The 21855-nt window shown below is 60.2% G+C and carries 17 protein-coding genes; 6 read left to right on the top strand and 11 right to left on the bottom strand.

Annotated features, from left to right (window positions below; all coding sequences use genetic code 11):
• Positions 1–173 precede the first annotated feature (173 nt).
• Together FY528_RS00985 and FY528_RS00980 are read right to left on the bottom strand one after the other, a co-directional pair.
• Positions 174–1178, bottom strand: a complete 1005-nt coding sequence (locus FY528_RS00985) for a zinc-binding dehydrogenase (RefSeq protein WP_149069117.1) — start codon at positions 1176–1178, stop codon at positions 174–176.
• 67 nt (positions 1179–1245) lie between these two features.
• The gene (locus FY528_RS00980) at positions 1246–1662 is read right to left on the bottom strand and encodes a thiol-disulfide oxidoreductase DCC family protein (protein WP_149069116.1); all 417 of its coding nucleotides are present in this window, start codon (positions 1660–1662) and stop codon (positions 1246–1248) included.
• A 298-nt stretch (positions 1663–1960) separates the two neighbouring features.
• On the opposite strand from FY528_RS00980, the gene FY528_RS00975 reads away from it, so the two are divergent.
• Both FY528_RS00975 and FY528_RS00970 read left to right on the top strand, forming a co-directional pair.
• A complete protein-coding gene (locus FY528_RS00975; RefSeq protein WP_149069115.1) occupies positions 1961–2275 on the top strand; it encodes a hypothetical protein in 315 nt (104 codons plus the stop codon).
• Between the two features lie 126 nt (positions 2276–2401).
• Entirely contained in the window at positions 2402–3910 is a 1509-nt protein-coding gene (locus FY528_RS00970) for an HTTM domain-containing protein (RefSeq protein ID WP_149069114.1), read from the top strand.
• Between the two features lies 1 nt (position 3911).
• Here FY528_RS00970 and FY528_RS00965 read toward each other — a convergent pair whose 3' ends face one another.
• Positions 3912–4610 carry a Dph6-related ATP pyrophosphatase gene (locus FY528_RS00965; protein ID WP_262383873.1) on the bottom strand — a complete coding sequence of 233 codons (699 nt, stop codon included), beginning with the start codon at positions 4608–4610 and terminating at the stop codon, positions 3912–3914.
• Between the two features lie 87 nt (positions 4611–4697).
• Here FY528_RS00965 and FY528_RS00960 point away from each other — a divergent pair, with 87 nt between their 5' ends.
• On the top strand, positions 4698–5018 hold the full coding sequence (locus tag FY528_RS00960; RefSeq protein WP_149069113.1) for a hypothetical protein: 321 nt from the start codon (positions 4698–4700) through the stop codon (positions 5016–5018).
• 346 nt (positions 5019–5364) lie between these two features.
• Entirely contained in the window at positions 5365–8571 is a 3207-nt protein-coding gene (locus FY528_RS00955; RefSeq protein WP_149069112.1) for a TonB-dependent receptor, read from the top strand.
• A 137-nt stretch (positions 8572–8708) separates the two neighbouring features.
• On the opposite strand, the gene FY528_RS00950 is transcribed toward FY528_RS00955, so the two are convergent.
• On the bottom strand, positions 8709–10511 hold the full coding sequence (locus FY528_RS00950) for a DUF885 domain-containing protein (RefSeq protein ID WP_149069111.1): 1803 nt from the start codon (positions 10509–10511) through the stop codon (positions 8709–8711).
• Positions 10512–10799: 288 nt separating this feature from the next.
• On the opposite strand from FY528_RS00950, the gene FY528_RS00945 reads away from it, so the two are divergent.
• A complete protein-coding gene (locus FY528_RS00945) occupies positions 10800–11516 on the top strand; it encodes a 3-ketoacyl-ACP reductase (protein WP_149069110.1) in 717 nt (238 codons plus the stop codon).
• Between the two features lie 146 nt (positions 11517–11662).
• On the opposite strand, the gene FY528_RS00940 is transcribed toward FY528_RS00945, so the two are convergent.
• The 6 genes from FY528_RS00940 to FY528_RS00915 all read right to left on the bottom strand — a co-directional run bounded on the left by FY528_RS00940 (position 11663) and on the right by FY528_RS00915 (position 19678).
• Positions 11663–12943 carry a carboxypeptidase-like regulatory domain-containing protein gene (locus FY528_RS00940; protein WP_168680494.1) on the bottom strand — a complete coding sequence of 427 codons (1281 nt, stop codon included), beginning with the start codon at positions 12941–12943 and terminating at the stop codon, positions 11663–11665.
• Between the two features lie 188 nt (positions 12944–13131).
• The gene (locus FY528_RS00935) at positions 13132–14244 is read right to left on the bottom strand and encodes an acyltransferase family protein (protein WP_149069108.1); all 1113 of its coding nucleotides are present in this window, start codon (positions 14242–14244) and stop codon (positions 13132–13134) included.
• A gap of 20 nt (positions 14245–14264) precedes the next feature.
• On the bottom strand, positions 14265–15338 hold the full coding sequence (locus FY528_RS00930; RefSeq protein ID WP_149069107.1) for a prenyltransferase/squalene oxidase repeat-containing protein: 1074 nt from the start codon (positions 15336–15338) through the stop codon (positions 14265–14267).
• Entirely contained in the window at positions 15305–16561 is a 1257-nt protein-coding gene (locus FY528_RS00925) for an ABC transporter ATP-binding protein (RefSeq protein WP_149069106.1), read from the bottom strand. Before FY528_RS00925 ends, FY528_RS00930 begins: the two co-directional genes overlap by 34 nt.
• Before the next feature lie 20 nt (positions 16562–16581).
• Entirely contained in the window at positions 16582–18804 is a 2223-nt protein-coding gene (locus tag FY528_RS00920) for a cytochrome P450 (RefSeq protein ID WP_149069105.1), read from the bottom strand.
• 43 nt (positions 18805–18847) lie between these two features.
• Positions 18848–19678 carry an ABC transporter permease gene (locus tag FY528_RS00915; RefSeq protein ID WP_149069104.1) on the bottom strand — a complete coding sequence of 277 codons (831 nt, stop codon included), beginning with the start codon at positions 19676–19678 and terminating at the stop codon, positions 18848–18850.
• 116 nt (positions 19679–19794) lie between these two features.
• On the opposite strand from FY528_RS00915, the gene FY528_RS00910 reads away from it, so the two are divergent.
• Positions 19795–20856, top strand: a complete 1062-nt coding sequence (locus tag FY528_RS00910; protein ID WP_187631940.1) for a UbiA family prenyltransferase — start codon at positions 19795–19797, stop codon at positions 20854–20856.
• A gap of 14 nt (positions 20857–20870) precedes the next feature.
• Here the strand turns inward: FY528_RS00910 and FY528_RS00905 are convergent, their stop codons facing one another.
• Positions 20871–21845, bottom strand: coding sequence for a glycosyltransferase family 2 protein (locus FY528_RS00905; RefSeq protein WP_149069102.1), 975 nt, complete (start codon positions 21843–21845; stop codon positions 20871–20873).
• Between the last annotated feature and the right edge of the window lie 10 nt (positions 21846–21855).

The raw sequence follows: 21855 nt of genomic DNA, 5'->3' as shown, positions 1-21855 counted from the left end.
AATTTGAGCGTCAAAAAAGCGTTTCAGATGTTCTCCTGGTAAACAGCCGCAGCCCGCATTTCATTCCGAAATAGCCCTGAATTTACTCTCACCCAATCAAAATAATATATCTGATTTTCAGCAAGTTATCCAATAACTCCTACTGCTCTCATCTTACCCCTTTTGCTGCTTGATCAGCCCGGAATCTGCAGTACAATTTTCCCAAACTGCAGCCCCTGATCCATGCGGCGCAGGGCTTGTTCGCCCTCAGCCAACGACAGGATTTCGTCGATAGCCGGAACGATGCGGTGGTGCTCAACCAGGGCCACCATCTGCGCGAAGTCGGCCTCGGTACCCATTGTCGACCCCAGGATGGAAAGCTGCTTCCAGAAAATCTTGGCCGGGGGCACCTGAGGAATGGCCCCGTGCGTGCCGCCATAGAAAACAAGGCGCCCCCCGGGGGCAGCAGCGTCCAGCAGGTGGTTGAACCCCGGGCCGGCAGCGCTGTCCACTAGCACGTCGAAGGCCCCGCCTGCTTGCTGGGTGAGCTGGGCCGGCCACTTCTCGGCGGTATAGCTGATGCCCCCTTCAGCGCCGAGAGCTACGGCCTTGGCAATCTTCTCGGCTGAGCTGGACGTGACCCACACGCGGGCACCCGCCGCTACGGCCATTTGCAAAGCCAGCAGGGCCACGCCCCCTCCCACCCCGTTGATGAGCACCCGCTCCCCAGCCTGCAGCCCAGCCCGCGTAAACAAGGCCCGGTAGGCCGTAACGCCACCCAAGGGCAAAGCCGCCGCCTGCTCGAAAGACAAATGAGTGGGCTTAGGATGCACGGATGCGGCCGACACGCACACATACTCGGCAAAGGTGCCGTTGTGCGGCAGCCCCAGGATAGTAAAGCTGCGGCCCTGAGCTGCCGGGTTATTGCCCCACTGCTGCCCCGGATTAATCAATACCTCCCGCCCAAGCAACTGAGCATCAACACCTGCACCTACAGCTGAGATGATGCCGGCCCCGTCGGAGCCGAGGATAATCGGAAACTTTACCCCGGCGTACTGCCCTTTCTGAATCCAGACGTCGCGGTGGTTGAGGGCGGCAGCCCGCAGGTGCACCTGTACTTCGCCGGGGGCGGGCTGGGGCGTGGCGGTTTCAGAAAGCTGGAGGGGCTGCTCCAGCCCGTTGAGAATCAATGCGTGCATGTGGGTGGGACTTGGTGACGCGGCACAGGCCGAACTGGGCGCCAAATTCAGTAAAAAACCCGACAGCCTAGGCGCTCAGAAACCGACTCTTCAGCTCGGGTGTGGGCAACAGGCAGGCTGCTTGCCGGCCAAACCACCGGTACCGGTTGCGCGCAACCCAGCGGTAGGCGGCATCGCGCCAGGCCCGGGGTACTACCACGCCGGCCCCCAGCAGCGGCCAGAGCCCACTCAGGCGCCGGGCAATCTGCAGCACGGCCGTGGAGTGGGTGTACACTTGTCCTGCTTCTACCAGCACCACCGAGTCAGGGTCAAGAGTGGTGGGTAGCGTAACTCCCTGGGCTCGCAGCAAAGCCTGTCCTTCCGCCGATTGCAGGGCGGCAAAGTGGAAATACCCCCGGGAATCGTGCCGGATAACGAACTGTACAAAGCCGTTGCACAAGTTGCAGACACCATCGAAGAGAATAACTGCGGAGGATTTTTGCATGGTGAATCAAGCTGGCGGTGACGGCTGCGCACGGGCGCTGCGGCCCTGCATACGCAGGAGCAAAGGGTTGGATACGGCCGCACCCCGGCTATAGAGAAGGCAACTTACGACCTCCTTGCGCCTTGGTGCACCAGCAAACCATTACCCAGTACCTAGGGTTTTCGTACGACGAATGAAGCTGAACAGTACAGAGCCAAAGGCGGATTCGAAAGTAGATTATGAACAACTTTTCCTGAACAGATACAGTATTCCTGCTCTAACCTGTTCTTTCTATTTCTAATACCAACTCGCCTTTTCCATGAAAAAGTCACTTTTCCTGGCCGCTGTACTGGCCGCTACCAGCCTGGGCTTCAGCTCGTGCTCCAGCACCAACCCCGACTCGACCACGACGAATTCTGACATGAACTCGACCTCGGGCAGCTCCACTTCCGGCACCTCAACGGACGGAACCACTTCGGGCTCTACTACCACCGGAACCACTTCGGGTACCAGCACTTCAGGTAGCACCACCACGGGTACCAGCACCTCGGGAAGCACCACTACGGGCACTACCTCGGGTAGCACTACCACGGGTACCACCAGCGGCTCTACCACTACCGGCACACCTAACTAATAGCGCCGGTGCCCTTGTGGTAGCATAACGAACATCTGCGAAAGCGGAGAGGCTCTACTTACACGCAGTAGATGGCCTTTCCGCTTTCCGTTTTTCTGGCAAGTAACGCCTTGCGGCAGCCGAAGCATGCGTCGACTTTTACCTGCCCTCCAAAATCCTTTTGAACTGGACCTGCGGGCCCTGGCCCTGTTGCGCATCGGTACCGGGGCCGTGGTCCTCACGGACCTGATCATCCGCAGCACTGATCTGGTGGCGCACTACACCAACCTGGGCGTACTGCCCTTGCACGTACTCTACCAGTATGGCTGGAACCCTTACGTGTTTTCCCTGCATACCAGCAGTGGCTTGTGGCAGGTGCAGGCCCTGTTGTTTGCTTTAGCGGCCCTTACCGCCGCCGCCCTGGTGCTGGGCTACAAAACGCGCTGGGCCACGGCTATTTCCTGGCTGCTGCTGATTTCGCTGCAAAACCGCAACCCCCTCATTGTGCAGGGCGGCGACGACCTGTTGCGGATGCTCTTGTTCTGGGGCTTTTTTCTGCCGTGGGGCCGCGTGTATTCTCTTGACAGCCGCAAACAAGCAGCCCCTGGTTCTTACCGGTATTTCAGTATGGTTACGGTGGCCTACGTGGTGCAGCTGGCCTTGGTATACTGGTGCACGGCCTTGCTCAAGAATAGCCCTGAGTGGTCGCAGGATGGCACGGCTATCTACTACGCGCTCAGCCTTGATCAAATTCTGATGCCGCTGGGGCGCCTGTTGTACCCACAAGCCGAGCTGCTGCGTGGGCTAACGTTCCTGACGTACTACACTGAGCTGCTGTTGCCGTTTCTGCTGTTTCTACCTTTCCGCACCACGTGGTGGCGTCTGCTATTTGTGGGGGTGCTGTACGCATTTCACCTGGGCATCAGCCTCACGCTCTTTGTGGGGCTGTTTTACCTGATCAACATGGCCTCGGTGCTAGGGCTGCTCCCCGCGCAGGTGCTTTATAAACTGGCTGCTTGGCTGCACCCGCGCTGGGCGCAGCTGGCGGCGCGCACGCACACCTGGCGCCGCAGTTGGGTTACCTGGCTCCCAGTGCGCATAAACGTGCACGTGCAGTGGTACCCGGGCAGCCGGCGCCTGTTGCGCGCCGGGCGTGAGGCAGCTGTAGGCGCTTTGCTGGTGTATATCTGCTGGTGGAACCTAGATACGCTCCCGCAGTTCCGCTGGAAAATGACCGAGCCTATGCGCTGGTTTGGCTATATGTTTCGCGTCGATCAGCGCTGGGGCATGTTTGCGCCGGCCGTCTTCAAAGATGACGGCTGGTTTATCCTGGACGGTACTACCACCGCTGGCCAGCACCTCGATCTAAACCGCGAAGGCCAGCCGGTAGAGGCCACCAAACCGGCCTCGGTGGTTGCCCTGTTCAAGAACGACCGATGGCGCAAGTATTCGGAGAATTACCTATTTGTGGCGAATAGCTATATGCGGCCTTACTATTGCAATTACTTACTCCGCATCTGGCACGAAAACCCGGCGCACCCGCCCCTGCGGCAGCTGGAAGTCGTGTACATGAAGGAAGTGACCTTGCCCAACTACCGGGTTGCGCCGCCCGTGCGGGAAGTGCTGTGCACCTGCGCTCCGGCGCCGCGCCCCTAGCTTAGGCCGGCAATAAATCCTGAAACCAAAAGCCTACCTCCTCCGCTCCTTGGGCAAGAGCGGGATACGTGCGCCGCACCCGCTCTCCCAATCGAAAGGCAATGGGCTCCGGGAAATAAGGTGCGTCGAAAACAAAGGAATGGTACTCTCCATTCTCCCCGCAGGGGTCGACGCCCGGGGGCAGGTCGCGCACAAAATCCCGGTCCAGGAGCCGGCCGCAGAACGACTCTCCCAATAGCTGCTCGTTTACGCACACCACGATGGCCTGAAAGCCTGCCTGCCAGAATTCCTCCAGCAACTCCAGGGAGGGACGCTGCCAAAGCGGAAACACCGCCTGCAGCCCTACCAGCTGTAGCTGCCGCTCCCGGTAAGCGCGCAAATCCTCCAGAAAAATATCCCCAAACGCGGCGTGCGTAATGCCCTGGGCCTGCAATGGGGCCAAGGTATCGCGCATCCACGATTCGTAGATGGCCATGTCGGGCATGTCAGGCAGGCAAAGCTGGGTGAAAGGCAGGCCGAGGTGGCGAGCCTGGGCGGCCAGCAGCTCGACGCGCACCCCATGCATGGCCACCCGCTGGTGGGGCGCCGACACGCTGGTGAGCAGGTCGGTGACCTGGTAGTCAGGATCTTGCCGGAGGCAGTGCAGGGCCAGGGCCGCATCTTTTCCCCCGCTCCAGTTCATCAGCGTACGGTGTGCCATGGCGCAAAGCTACGCCCGGAGTAGCCTTTCGGAAGAAGTTGCGTATAGCACAGGGTAACCTTTCCCGGCATTCAACCTCTTTCCCTTATGAAACGACTTTCAGCCCTGCTGCTCACCGTGGCGGCCACAGCCTCTCTCGCGGCCTGCGACTACAACAACACGCCTGGCAAAGACCCGCAGGCCAGCCAGGATTTCACGGAGGCGCCCCCGGCCCGTAAGATGGAAACCGAGCGGGACAGCATCAACGGCCAGCAGGAGGCCCACACGCCCATTGGCACCGGCTCGGCCGCCGACCAGAAGACCTCGGCCGATGCCGCTCTGGAAGGCTCACCCAGCAACCCCAATTCCCCGGCCACAACTCTGCCCAAGGAGTCAGCGCAGCAGCGCGGCTCGGCCCGCGAGGAGTAGTCTACCTTACGTCCTACGCTTATTTGCACTGCCCGTCAGGCCATTGGCCTGGCGGGCAGTGCGCGTTTGGGAGCGGGCCCCAGGCCATCGGCCGCTCCCGGCAGCCCCGGGTACCGCCGAGCTTCCGGCGTTGTGGATTTGGCAAATATTCGGCCGCTTCGGGAGAATAAGCGCAATAAATATTTGGTTTTATTAATAATATCAATAGATTGAAAATCATTGTTTTACATAGATCATATTTCCAAATTGTTAAGAAACTATTAGGCTAGCCTACTTAACAATTTGTTCATGACCTTTGCGGCGAAATTCCGGGGAAGTGCCCTGGATAAATAAAAAAGCTCCCCTTATGAAAAACAGACTCCTTCTGTTTTTACTGCTCGGCTTTGTGCTTTTCACGAGCAGCCCGCCCGTCTTAGCCCAAGGCGTAACTACCGCCGCCATGAAAGGCATTGTGCTGGACGCCAAAGGCCAGCCTTTGCCCGGCGCTACGGTGGTAGCCACCCACCTGCCCTCTGGCACCCAGTACGGCACCGCCACCCGCGAAAATGGCCAGTACGACCTACTTAACATGCGCGTGGGTGGCCCCTACGAGCTGAAAGCCTCGTTTGTGGGCGCCCAGACCTACACGGCGACGGGCATTCAGCTGGCTTTGGGCAAGACCTTTGAAAGCCGCATTACCCTGGCCGACAACACCCAGGCCCTGGGCGAGGTAGTGGTGCGCGGCAACCGCGACGGGCAGATCAACAAGGACCGGACGGGGGCTTCTACCAACGTTAACAACACCGCCATCCGGACGCTGCCTTCCATCAGCCGCTCCCAGGAAGACTTTACCCGCCTCACGCCGCAAAGCAGCGGCCTGAGCTTCGGGGGGCGCAACACGCTCTACAATAACTTCTCCCTCGACGGCTCCATCTTCAACAACTCTTTCGGGCTGGATGCGCCCACGCCCGGTGGTCAAACCAACTCCCAGCCCGTCAGCCTCGACGCCATTGAGCAACTGGAAGTGAGCCTGGCCCCCTACGATGTGCGCCAGGGCGGCTTTACGGGTGCCGGCATCAATGCCGTAACCAAGAGCGGCACCAACGACTTTAAGGGCACCGTGTACTCCTACTTCCGCAACGAAAGCCTGATTGGCAAGAAAGTGGGCGACGTGGAGCTGCGCAACCCCGACCTGAAGTTCAACCAGTCGGGCTTTGCCCTGGGCGGGCCGCTGGTGAAGAACAAGCTGTTTTTCTTCACCAACGCCGAGCTTACCCGGCGGGATGACCCGGGCCTGACGTTCCGGCCCGCTACCAGCGAAGCCGAGGCCCAGGCGGCCCTCAACGGCCAGGCCCCGGGCGTGAGCCGGGTACTGGAAAGTGACCTGCAAAGCATCCGCCAGCGCCTGATCGACGTGTACGGCTACGACCCGGGCACCTACCGCGACTTTGTATATGCGACGCGCAGCGACAAATTCCTGGTGAAGCTGGACTGGAACATTACCCCCAAGAACACCTTCTCGCTGCGCTACAACTACCTGAAAAGCTCCCGTGAGCAGGGCCCCCACCCCATTGCCATTGCGCCGTCGTCGCGGGTGCAGGGCGTGAACACGCTGCAGTACGCCAACTCGGGCTACACCATCAACAACAATCTGAACTCGGTGGTGGGTGAGCTGAACTCCCGCATCGGGGAAAAGCTCAGCAACAAGGCCCAGCTCAGCTTCTCGGCCTTCCGCGACTTCCGCGACCTGCCCGCCGCCAAGCTATTTCCGCAGATTGACATCACCAAGAACGGCACCACCTACGTGAGCGTGGGCACCGAGCAGTTTTCGGCCGAAAACGTGCTGGACCAGAACATCCTGCAATTCACCGACAACCTGAGCTACTTTGTGGGCGCCCACGTGCTGACGGGCGGCGTCACCTACGAGCAGTTCAAGTTCGTGAATGCGTTTAACCTGCAGCGCTTCGGCTACCCCTTCTTCGGGGGCCTGGACGTAGCCCGCTTTTTTGAGGTGACGGACCCCAACAACCCTGATTTTGTGGACCTGAACGCCATTGCCACGGCCGGCGGCCAGAAGCGGGTGAAGTCGGTAGACGTAAATGTGGGCCAGCTGGGCTTCTACGCCCAGGACGAGTGGAGCCTGACCCCGAAGTTTAAGCTGACGCTGGGCGTGCGGGCCGACATGCCCATCTACAACACCACGGTAGCCCAGAACGAGCAGGTGCTGAATGCCCCTCTGCTGGATGCCAGCGGCCAGCCCGCCAAAGTAGACGTAACGCAGTTCCCGAGCAGCAAGCCCCTCTGGTCGCCCCGCCTGGGCTTCAACTACTCCGCCGGCGAGGGTGAGTACACCACGCAGGTACGTGGGGGCACGGGCATCTTCACCGGCCGCATCCCGTTTGTGTGGATCAGCAACCAGGCTTCTAACTCCCAGTTCGACCCCGGCTACACGTTCCAGATCAACGGTACGGCCAAGGACTTCAAGTTCCCGCAGGTGTGGCGCTCCAACCTGGCCATTGACCAGCAGCTGCCCGGCGGCCTGGTAGCCACCGTGGAAGCCATTTACTCGAAAGACCGCAACGCCGCCATTCACCGCAACTACAACCTGGTAACGCCCACGGAGCAAGCCGCCGGCGCCGACAACCGCCAGATTTACCCGGCCGCCGGCCCGCGCATTACGCCCGGCTTCTCCGGCCCCGACGGGCAGTTCAGCTTCCTCGACGCGGGCGTGATTGTGCTGGAAAATACCAATAAAGGCTACCAGTACTCGCTCACGGGTCAGCTGAAGAAGGACTTTGCCAACGGCCTGTACCTGATGGGGGCCTACACCTTCTCCCGGGCCAAGGACGTGACCTCCAACCCCGGCGAAATTGCGGCCGATGCTTTTCAGCGCAACCCGGTTATCGGCAACGCGAATGCGCCCATGCTGGCTTACAGCGACTTTGGCCTCCAGCACCGCGTAATTGCGGCGGCGGGCAAACGCTTCAGCTACGCCCAGGACAAGCTGGCCACTACCCTCAGCTTCTTCTTTGAAGCGGCCCAGGGCAACCGCTTCTCCTACACCTACGCCGGTGATATGAACCGCGACGGTATTTTCGGCAACGACCTCGTGTTTGTGCCGGCCGCGCAAAGCCAGATTACCCTCGTCGACATCACCAACAGCCAGGGCGACGTGCTGGTATCGGCCGCCCAGCAGTGGCAGCAGCTCGATGCCTACATTCAGCAGGACAAGTACCTGAGCGAGCGGCGCGGCCAGTACGCCGAGCGCAACGGCAGCCTGAGCCCCTGGTACACCCAGCTGGACATGAAGGTGCTGCAGGATTTCTCGCTGACGGCCCTGAAAAAGAAGCACACCTTCCAGCTGAGCCTGGACGTGCAGAACCTGGGCAACCTGCTCAACTCCGACTGGGGTGTGCGCCAGAACGTGGCCAACAACCGCCCCATCGAGTTTGTGGCCTACCAGGGCAACACGCCCACCTACCAGTTCCGGGGCGGTAGCCAGACGTTCCTCAACAACACCGACCTCAACAGCCGGTGGCGCGCCCAGCTTGGGCTGCGCTATATCCTGGACTAGCGTTTTTTGCTAAGAGCTGGTGGCTGTTAGCCCCAGGCTTCAAGTGCCAAGAGAAAAAGCCCCGCAGCAAGTTGCTGCGGGGCTTTTTCTGGTCTGTAGTTGATGGAATGAGCGACTGTGAAGCAGCTGTCTGCCCTTTACTTCTGCGCAGCAGCCCAGGCATCCATCTTGCGCTCCAGCACGGCCAGGGGCATCACGCCATCCTTGAGCAGCTCGTCGTGGAAGTTGCTTAGGCTGAACTTGCTGCCCAGCTGCTTTTCGTAACGGCTGCGTAGCTCCCGAATTTTGAGCTGCCCGATTTTGTAGCTGAGCGCCTGCCCGGGAATGGCCATGTACCGCTCAATTTCGGCCGTGGCTCCATCTTCGCTGATGGCCTCGTTGGCGAGCATGTACTCAATGGCCTGCTCGCGCGTCATGTTCTTGGTGTGCATGCCCACGTCTACCACCAGGCGCACGGCGCGGTGCATCTCGTCGCCGAGGGCACCCATGCGTTGGTAGGGGTCGGTGTAGAGGCCCAGCTCTTTGCCCAGGCTTTCGGTGTACAGGGCCCAGCCTTCGCCCATGGCGCCGTACCAGGCAAAGCGGCGGAACTTGGGCAGGCTTTCATTTTCCTGCTGCAACGACGTCTGGTAGTGGTGGCCCGGAATGGCTTCGTGCAGGAACAGGGACTCCATGCCCGAGGTCACGTTGAACTTGGTGGCATCCACGATAGGCACGTAGAAAATGCCGGGGCGGGTGCCGTCGGGGCTGCCCTGGTTGTACTCGGCCGAGGCCGAGGCGGCGCGGAAAGCTTCCGTCTGCCGGATTTCAAACGGCGTCTTGGGGGTACGCCCGAACATCTTTTTCAGGTTGGGGTCAATCTTGGCCTGAATAGCCCGGAAAGCGTCCAGCACCTCTTTCGGGGTTTTGTAGGGCATGAGCTTGGGGTCGGCTTTCAGCTGGGCGAAAAACGCCTTCAGGTCGCCCTTGAAGCCTACCTGCTGCTTTACCTGCTCCATTTCCGTGCGGATGCGGGCCACTTCCTTTAACCCCGTCTGATAAATCTCCTCGGGCGTTTTCTCGGTGGTGGTCCAGTATTTCACCAGGTAGCGATAGGTGTCGGGCCCCTCGGGAATAGCCGCAATGCCGGTACTGGTGCGGGCCTTGGGCAGGTATTCCTTCTCTAGGAAATCGGCCAGCTTCTGGTAGGTGGGCGAGAGTTGGGTGAGGATAGCCTCCTGGTACGCCGACGACAGCTGCTTACGCTCGGCTACCGTGAATTCCTTGGGGAAGCGGTTGATGGGGCCGTAGAACAGGCTTTTGGCAGCATCCTTCACCACCAGGTCGCGCATCTGCGGTATCATTTTCACCACCAGCGCTTTGGGCAGCACCACGCCGGTGCGCATGCCTAGGCGAAAATTGCTGATGGCCGTATCGGCCCAGGCCGGAAACTGCCGCACGCGGCCCAGCCAGTTTTCGTAGTCTTTTACCGTCTTGAAGGGTTGCACGCCCTCACCCGAGCCGTACTGGCCCAGCGTGAGCGGCAAGCCCCAGAACTGCTGAAACGGTATCATCCAGGCGTTCAGCTTGAGGCCCGCCAGCCGGCTTTGCATCTCATACTCGAAGATATCGTAGCTGATCTGGTCGTTGGCCGAGAGGCTGGCTCGGTCGAACTTGTGCAGCTGATCCAGGTAGCTTTGGTAGGTGGCGCGCTGCTTTTCGCGGAAGGCGCGGGTGCCGTCGTTGGGCAGCTGGTCGTTGTAGCGGTTGTCGCCCTGGGAGGTGGCATCCAGCGGGTACAGTTTGGCATTTTCCTCCCAGTAGCTGTCGAACAGCTTGTTGAGGTCTTGCACAGCTGCGGTGGCAGTACTGCCTTCAGCTTGGGTTTCGGCCGATTTCTGGGGGGAACAGCCCACCAGCAGGGCCCCGGCCACCACGGTGGCCCAGGTTAGATGCTTCATTGACGAAGAAAGAAAATAGGTGGATGGATGGTCGGGCAAGCTAGCAGAAATTCCGGCGCCAAGCATGGCCTGGTTTCGCCATTTCCCGAGCGGCAGGCCGCGGGCTTCGGTGCCCGTATGGCCCTCACCCACCACCCGGTGTTGCTGCCACGCGTTGCCGCCCGGGGCTAAGCACAACCGGCCGGCTCCCGAATGACGGCAACTTTTCTGGGCCTTTCTTCTAACCCAAACCGTATAGGCTGGTTATAGTGCCTTCATCAGCCTTTTAACACCGCAACCGCATACTTTATGAATTCCATTGCTGGCAAAATTGCCCTCGTCACGGGCGCAGGGAAAGGCATTGGGCGCGCCGTAGCGCTGGCCCTGGCCCAGGAGGGGGCCCACGTGGCCTTGCTGGCCCGCACCGAAACCGACTTGCAGGCCGTAGCCGAAGAAATCCGCCGCCTGGGCGGAAAAGTTGCACTGACCGCCGCCGACGTGGCTGACCGTGCCGCCGTAGAAGCCGCCGTGCAGCAGCTCACCGCCGAGCTCGGGCCCATCGACATCCTGATCAACAATGCGGGCATTGGCACCTTCGCCAAGTTCCTCGACATGGACCCTGCCGAGTGGGAACACATCATTCAGGTGAACTTGCTGGGCACGTATTACGTGACGCGGGCCGTGCTGCCCGGCATGATAGAGCGCCAGCTCGGCGACATTATCAACATTTCCTCCACGGCCGGGCAGCGCGGGGCCGCCACAACCAGCGCTTACAGTGCCTCCAAGTTTGGGGTGTTGGGCCTTACCGAGTCGCTCATGCAGGAAGTACGCAAGCACAACATCCGCGTGTCGGCTCTCACGCCCAGCACCATTGCCACGCCCCTGGCCCTCGACAACAAGCTCACCGACGGCAACCCCGACAAAGTAGCCCAGCCCGAAGACCTGGCTGAGCTGATTGTGGCTCAGCTAAAACTCAACCGCCGGGTTTTCATCAAGGAAGCCGGCATGTGGAGCACCAACCCGTGACAATGGGTGAATGGGTGAAAAAACGCCCGTCATCCTGAGCAAAGCGAAGGACCTTATCACGCTGGAACGATTTGTTCAGGCGTGATAAGGTCCTTCGCTTTGCTCAGGATGACAGGTCTGGGAAAACCGCCTACTCACTCCTTGCTCTACCGCACCACGCCGTCGGGGCCGATGCGGAAGATAACGTCGCTCTTGGCGGGGGCTTTTTTAACCATGGTGCCGAAGGCCCCGCGCTTTTCGAAGGCGGCAATTACCTCATCCTCGACGGGGGTACGCTTCACGGCCGAGTTGCTGGCCCAGAACTCGGGGTTGTACTTCACGCTCCGGATGGCATCCAGGTCCCGGTCGTCGAGGCTGGGGCGCTCATAGGCCAGCGCAGTGGGCGTGGTGGAGGTGTCGTAGAAGAAGGTAAAGGCCTGCACTTCCACCGGAATGGGTGCCTTACCGGGCTGGGTGAGGTCGGCCGTCACGTTCATTTTGAAGAACGAGAGGGGCGCTACGGCGTCGGGCGTGGCGGGCTCCTGAAACGACATATCAATCTGGCGCAGGGCGTTGCGGAATTTCTGGCTGGGGTTGGTAGACGTGAGCGTGACGTTGGGCGAGGCCGTCTGGAAACGCACCACGCGGTAGGTGTCGGTATCAATCCAGATAGTGCCCTCGGAGCGGTATTTCACCTCGGGCCGGGTTTCGTACTTGATTTCGGCCACGCCACCCTTCGTGGAGTCGGCTCCGGACACAATGCCCTTGATTTCGACCAAGTAGTTCTGGAACGTGTTGGGGCTAAGCAAGGCTAGGGAGTTCACAGAATCAACCGAGAAAAGGCCGTAGGAGCGCGTAAACACCGAAAAGTTGCTGAAGTTGGTGGCGGCCTGCACGCCGGCGTAGCGGCCCTGGGCTAGCGTGGTCCCCTCGATGCGGGAAGAGTTGGACTTCACGTTCCAGATAACTTCCTGCAGCTCGCTGGGCTGCCCGCTCACCCGCGTTACCTGCCGGTAAAAGGCTTTGCCGTAGAACTTCTGGCGGTTGTCGCGCAGGAGCTTGCGGTAGGCGCGGTCTACCAGCTGAAATGCGTAGCTGCCCACTTTCACCTCGGGCAAGGTAATGGAAGCCGTCTGCAGCTCAATGACTAGGGGCGCGGCGGCGCTGGTCACGCGCACCGTGTCTTTCTGGTGGCTGAGCTCGGAAACGACTAAGGTGCGGGGTAAGGAGGGCACGTTGAGCGAGAACTCGCCGTTTTCGTTGCTGGCCGTGCCCAGCGTGGTGCCGCTCACCCCAATGCTGACGAAGGGCAGCGGCTCGCGCGTGTCTTTGTCGATGACGGTGCCACGCAAGGTTTGAGCAAATGAGCTACTGGCAACGAGTAACAGCGCCAACAACAACGCGTATGGCAAGCGAAACAGCGGAAGGAAGCGGAAGGAAGTAGCCAAAGCAATACAAGGTTTGAATCGGTGCGCCAGTTAAACAAGCTAACGAAGTTACGGCCATTCTAGTCAGTGTAGCTTCGGACTTAGCCCGAAAACGGCGCTTCCCTACATGAGCGTAACCTTTGTCAGCAAACAGTAATCGTGCCGCTCCGCTTCATCATAGATGAGTGACTGGCGCAGCCTCCGAACTTTTAGCGGACCTCCGCGCTCCTCCAGCTCGGATGCTTTAAATAATCCAGCAGCTTAGGCAGTAGCCTCTGTAATGCGTTGCCGCCCGGCACCTCCACAAACCGATAGGCTCCCCACGCCAGTAGCATGACAAATGCCAGAGCCAGAAAAACCGGTATGTAGCCTGGCAAATGCCCTTGCAGAAGCAGAATGCCTACTCCTACATTATGAAGCAGGTACAGAGAATACGTAAGCTTACCCAAGGTAGCCCAGATACGTGGCCCCGGCAGGGCAATACGTTTTCGTGAGCTGAGTAGCAGCAGCAGGCCCACACCGAAAAATAGCGCTACGGCAATAGCCAGTTGAAAGGGCTCCGGGTCGTGGTGGTAGATCTGCATCCGAAAACCCTCCGACCGCAGACTTCGAATTGCTAGGCCCCCAGCCAGTAGCATGGCGGTGTAGAGTAAGGCCGGTGCTCCGGCCCGCTTTTCATACAGGTACAGGAGCATGCCCAGGATAACATAGGGGCTATAGCCCGGGAACAACAAATGCTTAAACAAGCCATTTGGAGGTTCAGGTCCTGCTACCATCGTCACGGCTAGCCACCCAAAAATCAAGGGTAGCAGATAAGACCACAAGCGGCACCCAATCACCATGGCGACAAGAAAATAAAAGGCCAGCTCCACCGTCAGAGTCCAGAAAACCCCATTCAGGGAAGTCTGACCAAAAAATTCCTGGAGCATCGTCAGATTTACTAGCAGAAGTTTGGTGGTAGGCACGGGGGAGATGCTGGTGGTGCCCCAAAGTCGCAGACCAGCAAATGTTAGCAAGCAGCTAAGCCAATAAACGGGGTAGAGGCGCGCTGCCCTGGCAACGACAAATTCCCGCAAGGACTTATGCCGGGCCGATTTCAGGATCATATACCCGCTGATCATGAAGAAGATATCAACGGTGATGTAGCCATAGCGAATGACTTTGCTGAACGCCCCGATTGGGGGGCCGATATGCAGGATTCTTGGGCAGGAATACACAAAATGAAACAACACAACAGCTAAAGCAGTCGTGAAGCGTATCATGTCAACCCCTGGCAAATAGCCGGATCTTGAGTGCTCAGAACCAGCGACAATACTTTTCATAAAAATGATGTAGTAACAGCTTATGAAGCATTTGGTAAGTTCTGGTAGCGGGCCAGGGCCTCCAGGCAGAAAGCCGTGGTTAGTTCCTCGGAGCCCCAGCCCCGCAGCCGTTTCGGCCCGCCGTAGTACAGGCGCCAGCGGGGCCACTCCCCGGCTGGCTGCTGCTGGGCCAGCAGAAACTCGATGGCGGCAGCTAATTCCGGCGGGTAGCTGCCCCAGGAAAGCAGGGCGCAGGCGGCCAGAGCCGTATCCAGCACCGTTTCGCCCAGGCGCCCATCGGGCCGGGCGGCCGCGCAAATGCGCGCGGTTACGCTGGACCGGGCCGGCGCCAGCCCGGTAGCCCCGTTGTGGTAAGCCCGCCCAAAGAAGTAGTAGACCGAGTACACATTCAGGTACCACTTATCACAGCTGGCTTCGCGGCCTTCTGCGATGATGCGCAGCAGATAGGCCTCCACCGCCCGGGTTTCGGCCCTTTCCCCGAGGTAGTACAGCACGTTGGCATTCACCACGGCATCTACATCCTGGCGGGCCGCTTCGGCCCGCCAGAAGAGTACACTCTGCCGCACCGACAGCAGCTGGGGCAAGGTAAGGCGCCAGTAGGGGCCGTAAGCTACCGGGCGCAGGCGAGGTATCAGCCAGGTATAAAAGAGGCCTTCCCGATTGCGGTTTGCCAGCAGCAGCGGGATATTCGTCGGCTTGGGACAGTCAATGCCGCGGGCTTGCAGCAGGGCGGAAATACAGGCGGTATCGTCGAGGTCAGGGGGGGAAAAGGCGTAAAAGGGGTGCCAGCCAGGAAAGTGCTGCCATACCCCGCCCCGCTGCATCTGGTACTGTAAAAACCTGGTAGCCCGCGTCAGCATTTCCTCCGCCCTTGGCTCACCAGCCACGTATAGCAGGCAATTGCTCACCAGCACGGTCGGGAACAAGCTGGGGTCGGGCAGGCAATAACCAGCTTGCATAGCCTCGTCGGGCGAGATATACGCGCAGAACTCCCCGTGCGGGTACTGGTGCTGGTGCAGGTAGTCCAGCGCCCGGTCGATGCCCACCGCCAGGCGGCGTTTTACGTCAGCTGAGGTGCGGCCAGATGCGTCCATTCTACCTCCAGGGTAACGAGTTGGCGGATAATCTGCTGATAATTTTTCTCCAGGCTGGGCGGGGCCTGCACCGAAAGCTGCGCGGGGGCATCTTCCCAGCCCAACATCGCCACCGGCTGAATAAGGTTTACGTCGTAGATAGATGCTCTCACCAAGTAGTCCCCAGCCGTGAGCGGGCAGCGCAGGATGCGGGCGTGCAGCGTATGCCGCCCGGCAGGCAGCTGCAGCGCCTGGGTGGTGTAGCCGCCAGTGATGCAGATCGAGCCGTCGTTGGTGTAAATCAGGAAAGACCAGGCTACCCCGGGCAGGGCTTGCAAGGAATTATACGTCAGCTGCACCCGGATTTCTTCGTCGGGCTCAACGGGCCCGCCCTGCGGGCCCGTGAAGGTAACGCCCTCAATAATAGCCGGGCGGCTGGCAGTAGGCGTCAGGCGCCCGGGGCCGCTTCGGGCGCCCGAGCCAAACTGTTGGGCGAAATAATGGTCCAATGCTTCGGTAGCGCCTCCCTGGAAGGCTACCCGGCCTTTTTCGAGCACCAGGCCGCGCTGGCAAACGGCCTGCACGTGGTGGGCGGCGTGCGAAACCAGAATAATGGAACCACCCCGGGCCAGGTAGCCCATCATATGGTTCAGGCACTTGCGCTGGAAATTGAAGTCGCCCACGGCCAGCACCTCGTCTACCAGCAGGATGTCGGGGTTGAGGTGGGCCGCCACCGCGTAGGCCAGGCGCGCCGACATGCCGGAGCTGTAGAACTGCACGGGCATCTCAATGGCGTCGCCCAGTTCGGTGAAGGCAATGATTTCGGGCAGCAGGGGCAGCACCTGGCTGCGGGTAAAGCCCAGCAGGGCCGCCCGCACGAAGATATTTTCCCGGCCCGACAACGTGGGGTCAAGCCCGACGCCCAGCTCAATGAGGGCCCCTACCCGGCCGCGCACCTGAATCCGGCCCGCATCGGGCTTCATCAGCCCGTTGAGCATCTTGAGCAAGGTGCTCTTGCCGGCTCCGTTGGTGCCCAGAATAGCCAGCGCTTCGCCGGCCCGCAGCTCAAATGTCACATCCTGCAGGCTCCAGAACTCGTGCCGGCGCAGGCCGGTGGCTGCGGCCTTAGCCCGGGGCCAGAGCTCGGACCCTATATCCAACAGCCCGTACCAGAGCGCGGTGCGTAAATGGCGGCTAAACTTTTTGGACAGGCCTTGGACGGATAGAACAACGGACGCAGACATAACAGAAACAAAGAAGATGGCTATACCGGCGCAGTACAGCTAACAGGCAGAGTGGCCAGGGCCCGAAAATGGTCGGAAGGGAAATACTGGGCGGGCTCCAGGGGGGCAGCCGCGCGCAGGCGAGGGTGCGGCAGCAATACTTCTACCAGCACTTGCTGGACCAGGCGGCGGGTTAAGAAGGCCCCGATGCAGTGGTGGGCGCCGCCGCCAAAAGCCAGATGCCGCTGGGCCGGACGCTGCATATCCAACTCATCGGGCCGGTCGAATACCTCTGGGGCCCGGTTAGCGGAGCATAAGCTCAAAAGCACTACCGTGCCCGCCGGCAGCCGTTGCCCACCTAGTTCAACCGCTTCCGTGGTAACACGGTGCAGCAGCATTTCGGGGGGGTCGAGGCGCAGGCATTCCTCGATAAAGCGGGGTAACAGCTCCGCCGACGCCCGCAGCTCTGCCGCCAAAGCCGGGTGCATCAGCAGCTGCCGCATGGCACTGCTAAGCATGGCACTGGTGGTAGCGATACTGGCCAACCAGAGCAGCCGCAGCAGCTTTACCACGGCCTCGGTGGTAAGCGTCCCCTCCGCCAGCTGCCGCAACAGGTGGGCGGTTACCCCAGGCTGGCCCACCGCAGGGTGGTTCTGCAGCCACTGGGTGAGCACCTGTGCCACCCGATCAATGTAGCTAAGCTGATAAACATAGCCGGCCTGCTCTTCCTGAAGTGAGGCTATTACCGCCGCTGGCAAGCCAAGGAGTTGGTTAGCTACGGCTTGTGCCAAAGGCATAGCCAAGGATGTCACAAAATCAAACGACGGCTCTTGTTCCAAAGCGGCGAGGTGCTGGCGCGTCCACTGCACAGCGTAGCCGGTGAGGTCTTGCAGGGCCGCCGGCGTAAAGAACCCTTGCATCTGCTTGCGCATGAGCCCGTGGTAAGGCGGGTCGGCCCCCAGCAACGCTGCTTCGAACTGCGCATGCACCTGGCTGGAGAACTGATGAGGCTCCTTGAGAATGGTATCCACCAACGAGTAGTCGAGCACCAGCCAGGCGTTGTAGTTCGGCAGGAAGTAGAGTGGGGCTGCCCGGCGCAGGTAAGCCAGCACCGGAGACGGGTCCGTCAGGTAATGGGTGCTACCTAGGTCGAGCTGTTCAGCATAAACCTGCGGGGTGAAAGATATTGGAGCGCCCCCCAAGCCCGTGCGGCGTAACTGGCGGCAGGCCTGCTGAACCATGGCAGCTTCCGGCTGTCCTTGTTGCATGGACTCTATAAGGCGTGGTGGCTGCGGCAGGCGGCGTAAGGTTTTGGTGAGCTGGCTTTTTAAAAAGGAATGTCCCACGTACACCCAATTGGAAAACCCTGCCGCCGACGTTACCTGCAATTGAGTATGGCTGTAGGTTGGGCTAGCCAGCATGTCGTACCAATAACTGGCAGGCAGTACTGTACCGCGAGGAATCAATATTTCCCGGAAAGCACAATAGAAATCCACCCGCAGCGGCTCGGGGCGTATGTGCTGCAAATGCTCCCACATTTTTGCTTGATGTGGAGCTATCAGCGGGGTGTGGTAAGGCCAGGTTGGGCTGCCGGGCATTACCTGAGCCTGCACTCCTTGGGTACGCAGGTAGCGTAGGGCGGCCTCTTTATCATTTTGGTGGCAGAGGGCCATGATTTTTTCTGGACCTGACTCATAAATAGGCAGCAGGGGCACCGGGCAAGCAGCTAAGACTGGAGCAGCGGCAGCCATACCCAGCAGAATAAGCAGCGGAATATAAGTGGGAGGGCCAGTCTTGTTGACCTGCGTTAGGGCGCAGTTGATCCGTACGGCATCTTTAAGGCTTAGTCCGCCCGCGGCATACACCGCTGCTACCTCCCCCTGGCTCTGCCCTAGCGTGGCCGTCGGCACAATTCCCTTTGACCGCAACAGGGCACATAGGCCCAGTTGGCTAGCCAGAATGTGGTAAACTATTTCGTGCTCGGGCAAGGCGTTGGGCTCCAACGGTACTTTCTCGAAGCCCGCCAGAATAGTTTCGTTGGCGAATTCCCGGTGGTACTCATCAATTTCCTGGATAGTAGCCCGGAATACGGGTTCCTGAGCATACAGCTCCTTTCCCATGCCCGGCCAGTTTTCATAGCGCCCGGCAAACAGAAAGAGGCTGGTTTCTGGGGGAGCCTCAAACCAGCTTGCAACCCGAGTGGCTGCCTTGCGGGGCTGGCGCAGGGCCTGGTAGGCAAGATGGGCGAAACGAGGCAGGGCCATGAGAAAAGATGAAAAAGCAAGAAAAGCACATTGGTGGTGGCCGCTACATGCGGGCAATAAGGTGGGGCCGGGCCACCCGGTACACCAGCCAGCTAACCAACAGCAGCGCGCCTGAGCCCAGCAATACGTAGTTAAACCCCAGGGTTGGCAGCAGGCCCTCGCCCAGCAGCCAACGCCGGGTAGTAGCCAGCAGCGGCGCTACAGGGTTGAGGCGCAGCCAGCTCGCCAAATGAACTGGGGGCGTATACACCACGGGCGTCACCAGAAACCATAGATTCAGCGCAATGGCCAGAGCATTCGACAGATCGGTGTAGAGCAGGCCCACGGGTGCCAGCAGCCAGCCCAGAGCCAGCCCAAACAGCAGCAGCGCCCCCACCCCCACGGGCACCAGCAGCAGCGTGGGCGACCAAGTCAGGCCAAACAAGGGCAAAACCAGCACCAGCAGCAGCAAGCGCACTACCTGGTTGAAAACGACCACGCCCATGCCCGCTACCAGAAAGGCCTCGTGGGGTACGCGAACCTTCGCCAACGTAGCCTTTACAGCTGTGAGCTGTTGCAGGGGGCACTGTACTGCCTCCACAAAGCCCTGCCACAGAAACACCCCGGCCATGACGAAGACAGGATATGGCACACTCAGTTCCTGCTGCGAAACAATGCGGGCCCGGCCCAGAAACGTCCACACCAATCCCACCACCACGGGCGGAATCAGCATCCAGGCGTAGCCCAGCACACTCTGGCGGACCTGCACTTTAAGGTTGCGCACAAACAGCTGGCGGCTTACCGGCAGCAGCACGCGCAGGTCGCGGCGCAGCTCCCGCAAAAAGGCCCGGGGCGTGGCTACAGCAGAAGCAGAGGTGTAGATAGTTTCTTGCATTCTACTTCAGGGTAACGACTTTAGTGGGCCGGAGCCGAATGATAGGAATCGGAAATTTACGGTGCGGCTTACACATTCCGGTGTACCCGCCCTCCCCTAGCCTTGTTTTCTTTTTCATGCCGCCGCGCCCTTCCCTTCTATCCAGCTGGCTTCCAAAGCTTTCGAAACTAGCTCGCGCCCAGGAGTGGTGGGAATACAAGCTGGCGCCCATCCTGGCTACGGCCTATGCCACGGCGCTGATAACGGCGGCACCGCTCAGTAACTTAGTGCCGGGCCTACTGTTTCTGCTGGCCTCCTTGATTGTGGGCGCCACCTACGTAAGCTTGCTCAATGATTTCACCGACCGCGCCGAGGACCAGGCCGCCGGCAAGCCCAACCGGTTAGCTTCGGCTTCCCCAGGCCTGGTGCGCGGGCTGTTTGGTTTGTGCCTAGGCAGCGGCCTTCTTTTCGGTTGGTATGCTAGGCGTTTAAGCCTGCTGGCGGCTCTGCTGTATTTAGGCGCCTGGGTGGCCTATACGCTCTACTCCCTTCCCCCTTTTCGGTGGAAAACCCGGGGCGCCCTGGGCCTGCTGGCCGATGCCGCCGGGGCGCACCTGTTTCCGCAGCTCTTCACGGTGACGCTGATAAGTGCCTGGCTAGGAAGGCCGGTACCGCTGCCTTGGCTGCTGCTGGTGGGCGTCTGGTCTCTGGCCTGTGGCGGGCGTAACATCATCTGGCATCAACTCCATGATGAGGAAAATGATGTCCGGACGCAAACACCCACGTTTGTCGTTCGCTGGGGTGCCCTGCGGGCCCGCCACCTGGCCGAAAGAATCTTGTTTCCGGTGGAGGTAGCTGCCTTTGGTGGTTTACTGTGGCTAGGGCAGGCTCCGTTGGCCTGGCTGGCGCTGCTGGTATATGGCGGGCTGGTGTGGTTCCGGTTGCGCCAGTGGGGCATTGTACCCGTGGTGGCGGCCCCCCGCGCCAAGTACCAGCTGTGGCTTAATGAGTATTACGAAGGGCTATATCCGCTGGCCATGCTGCTCACCGCAGCCTGGCCGCTGCGTGCGGTCGACGCGGGCCTCCTAATCGTGCATGGGTTGCTGTTTTCCCAGCGCCTCCGGCAAACGGCACTAACGCTCTGGGCAGGGGCCCTCACATTGGGTGCCCGGCTGCGGCGGGTTTGGCGGCTGCGCTAGCCGGCCGGCATCAGCTACACGCTTTCTGAAGCCAGCTCGTCGGGCCGGAAGCGGTTGCGCAGAAACAGCCAGAGCATGGTGGCTCCGTGGTAGCTGCTTTGCAGCGGAGCCAGGGCAAAGGCCTTTTGTATGGAGAGGCGCACCTGCCCGGAGTGCCCGCCACGCTTCCACAGCAAGTGGGCAAAATTGAGATGATGCGTAGCTAACTGGCGCTGCAGTAGCCGCCGCTCGGCCAGCGTTACTTGTCCGGCAAACCGCTCGGCCAGCAGCATCCCGTCGTGCAGGCCCAGGCGCTCTATGACTTCCAGGTTTTCCCGGCCATCGTACACGTTGTCGCGCTGCATACACTTCACCCACGAGGGCTGCAGCGTGAAAGCCGCCTTACAAGGCCGGTGCATCACCATATCCAGTATCAGGCACCAGTCGTCGGCAATCAGCATGCGCTCATTCCAGTTGCTCACCATGGAGCTACGCCGAATAACCAGGGCCGAAGACGGCGCCGGGCACGTTTCCAGGAACAGGCGGCGTACCAGCGTCGGGCTCAGCAGCCACCACTCTCCGGCCGGCTGGCGCAGGTACCGGCGCCACCAGCCTTGCGTGGCCAGCTGGCTAAGATGACTGGGGTGATGAGAGTTACGGTGATGATTCAGAAATACAAAGTCGAGCTGGTGCTGCACCAGGCAGTTGATGCTCTTAGCCAGAAAGTCGGGCTCCCAGGTATCATCGGAGTCCAGGGAAGCAATAAACTCCCCCCGGGCATACTGCAGCCCTTTGTTACGGGCCGCTGCCTGCCGCTGGTTGGCTTGGTAGTAGTACTCCACTTCCGGGTAGCCGGCTAATAGTTCCCGGGTATTGTCCGTCGAGCCATCATCTACCACAATTAGCTGTATAGCCGGGTACGTTTGCGCCCGCACGCTGGCCAAGGCTTTTACTAGTAAGGCCGACCGATTATAGGTAGGAATAATAACGGAAACCAGGGGGTGATGCATATCAGCACTA

It is taken from the genome of Hymenobacter lutimineralis (assembly GCF_008271285.1).
In the GTDB taxonomy this organism is placed as follows: domain Bacteria; phylum Bacteroidota; class Bacteroidia; order Cytophagales; family Hymenobacteraceae; genus Hymenobacter; species Hymenobacter lutimineralis.
The sequence above is the reverse complement of the archived record's forward strand: the minus strand, read 5'-3'. Positions and strand labels throughout refer to the sequence as shown.

Excerpts from the sequence above, each read along its gene's own strand:
- FY528_RS00985 (WP_149069117.1), bottom strand. The coding sequence starts at position 1,178 with ATGCACGCATTGATTCTCAACGGGCTGGAGCAGCCCCTCCAGCTTTCT.
- FY528_RS00980 (WP_149069116.1), bottom strand. The coding sequence starts at position 1,662 with ATGCAAAAATCCTCCGCAGTTATTCTCTTCGATGGTGTCTGCAACTTG.
- FY528_RS00975 (WP_149069115.1), top strand. The coding sequence starts at position 1,961 with ATGAAAAAGTCACTTTTCCTGGCCGCTGTACTGGCCGCTACCAGCCTG.
- FY528_RS00970 (WP_149069114.1), top strand. The coding sequence starts at position 2,402 with ATGCGTCGACTTTTACCTGCCCTCCAAAATCCTTTTGAACTGGACCTG.
- FY528_RS00965 (WP_262383873.1), bottom strand. The coding sequence starts at position 4,610 with ATGGCACACCGTACGCTGATGAACTGGAGCGGGGGAAAAGATGCGGCC.
- FY528_RS00960 (WP_149069113.1), top strand. The coding sequence starts at position 4,698 with ATGAAACGACTTTCAGCCCTGCTGCTCACCGTGGCGGCCACAGCCTCT.
- FY528_RS00955 (WP_149069112.1), top strand. The coding sequence starts at position 5,365 with ATGAAAAACAGACTCCTTCTGTTTTTACTGCTCGGCTTTGTGCTTTTC.
- FY528_RS00950 (WP_149069111.1), bottom strand. The coding sequence starts at position 10,511 with ATGAAGCATCTAACCTGGGCCACCGTGGTGGCCGGGGCCCTGCTGGTG.
- FY528_RS00945 (WP_149069110.1), top strand. The coding sequence starts at position 10,800 with ATGAATTCCATTGCTGGCAAAATTGCCCTCGTCACGGGCGCAGGGAAA.
- FY528_RS00935 (WP_149069108.1), bottom strand. The coding sequence starts at position 14,244 with ATGAAAAGTATTGTCGCTGGTTCTGAGCACTCAAGATCCGGCTATTTG.
- FY528_RS00930 (WP_149069107.1), bottom strand. The coding sequence starts at position 15,338 with ATGGACGCATCTGGCCGCACCTCAGCTGACGTAAAACGCCGCCTGGCG.
- FY528_RS00925 (WP_149069106.1), bottom strand. The coding sequence starts at position 16,561 with ATGTCTGCGTCCGTTGTTCTATCCGTCCAAGGCCTGTCCAAAAAGTTT.
- FY528_RS00920 (WP_149069105.1), bottom strand. The coding sequence starts at position 18,804 with ATGGCCCTGCCTCGTTTCGCCCATCTTGCCTACCAGGCCCTGCGCCAG.
- FY528_RS00915 (WP_149069104.1), bottom strand. The coding sequence starts at position 19,678 with ATGCAAGAAACTATCTACACCTCTGCTTCTGCTGTAGCCACGCCCCGG.
- FY528_RS00910 (WP_187631940.1), top strand. The coding sequence starts at position 19,795 with ATGCCGCCGCGCCCTTCCCTTCTATCCAGCTGGCTTCCAAAGCTTTCG.
- FY528_RS00905 (WP_149069102.1), bottom strand. The coding sequence starts at position 21,845 with ATGCATCACCCCCTGGTTTCCGTTATTATTCCTACCTATAATCGGTCG.